This is a genomic window from Clostridium sp. AM49-4BH (assembly GCF_003478335.1).
Taxonomy (GTDB): Bacteria; Bacillota; Clostridia; order Lachnospirales; family Lachnospiraceae; genus Butyribacter.
Genome location: NZ_QUFB01000117.1, coordinates 1 through 1,686, shown reverse-complemented (window position 1 = coordinate 1,686; position 1,686 = coordinate 1). Strand labels below are relative to the sequence as shown.

General features: G+C 35.1%; 1 protein-coding gene. It reads left to right on the top strand.

The features are described 5' to 3' along the window. Positions 1-177 precede the first annotated feature (177 nt). Positions 178-1,515: an IS4 family transposase gene (locus DW981_RS14605; protein ID WP_118508241.1), complete on the top strand. Its 1,338-nt coding sequence runs from the start codon at positions 178-180 to the stop codon at positions 1,513-1,515. The last annotated feature ends 171 nt before the right edge of the window (positions 1,516-1,686 follow it).

Below are 1,686 nucleotides of genomic sequence, written 5' to 3'. Positions count from 1 at the left end.
CAATGGCATTAAGTTAAGGAAATCTCACATCACAGAAATGTGGTGTGGGATTTTTTTTGCAATAAACTATTGACAAATCAGTCATAAAATGCGGCCGCTTTAGCTACTGAGAATTTTGAGAGGTAGCTAAAGCGGCTCTTGTAATTAGAAAACATCTATTTACAAGGAGGAAATCGCATGAATAGAAACTCACAGAAATTAAGAAACTTATTATTGAATCTCATTAATAAGCAGAAGCAGGATTTAACAGGACTTGTTTCTGACCCCGATGTGAATTTTACAAGAAATAGGAAAATTCCATATGAAAATATGATTTTGTCATTGCTAACGATGGAGGGGGCTACTTTAACGAACGAACTATTACGACAGTTTGGTTGCAGTACCACTACCGCAACATCATCAGCATTTGTTCAGCAGAGAAAGAAAATCCTACCAGCCGCACTGGAAAAACTTTTTCAAGAGTTCGCTTCCCAAACAGCCCGAAGCGATAATTATAGGGGATATAAACTTTTAGCTATTGATGGTTCAGATATTCAAATTGCAACTAATCCGAGGGACAAAGCGTCTTTTTTTCAAACAAAAGAAGGCGTAAAACCCTACAATCTCCTTCACCTTAATGCTTTATACAACCTTCTTTCTCACACATATGAAGATGCTATAGTTTATAAAGCTAAAGAAGCCGGAGAAAACAAAGCATTAATTGAAATGGTTGATAGATCTGATTTTACCACAAAGACCATTGTTACTGCGGACAGAGGGTATGAGTCGTATAACAACATGGCACATATACAAGAAAAAGGTTGGTTCTACCTTATACGAGTAAAGGATTTTGGCAAGTACAAAACAGGCATTTTGCACGGCTTAGACTTACCTGACACAGAGGAATTTGATGAGTATATAGATTTAAATTTAACTCGGAAACAGACAAATGAAATGAAGAATTTATTGCAGCAGAAGAATACATATCGATGGATATCACATAAATGTACGTTCGATTATCTGCCGTCAAAAAGTAAAAAATCAGATCCTGCAGTATTGTATCATCTACCATTTAGAATTGTACGTTTTCCAATATCAGATAATTCATATGAAGTTGTAGTAACCAATCTGGACGCAGTAGAATTTCCTTCAGATGAACTAAAGAAACTATACGGCATGAGGTGGGGAATTGAAACATCTTTTAGAGATTTAAAATATACTATAGGATTACTTCATTTTCATTCGAAAAAGGTGGACTATATACTCCAAGAAATTTTCGCAGGGCTAATAATGTATAACTTTTCTGAATTGATTACCTCGCACGTAGTCATAGAAAAGGGTTCCAGAAAATATGAATATAAAATCAACTTTTCTGTTGCTGTACATATATGCCGTGATTTCCTGTTAAGTATAAATAACCCACCTGATGTTGAACTGCTCATTGCCAGATATGTACTACCCATTCGCCCCGGGCGCTCAAGACCACGAGAAATGAAAGTCAAACAAGCAATAAGCTTCATGTATAGAATAGCATAAAATATCGAAAAATGTATCAATTTTTGACAAGGGTATTGCTCTTGTCTATTTGTCGTACATTTTTTTGATTAATGTATGGAATTTAATCTGTGACAAGAAAATGAAAAGAGAAGTTAGTATCGAAAAAAGATACCAACTTCTCTCATAATTAGCCTTAACTTAATGCCATTG

Coding starts and splice junctions, on each gene's coding strand:
- DW981_RS14605 (WP_118508241.1), top strand. CDS start 178: ATGAATAGAAACTCACAGAAATTAAGAAACTTATTATTGAATCTCATT.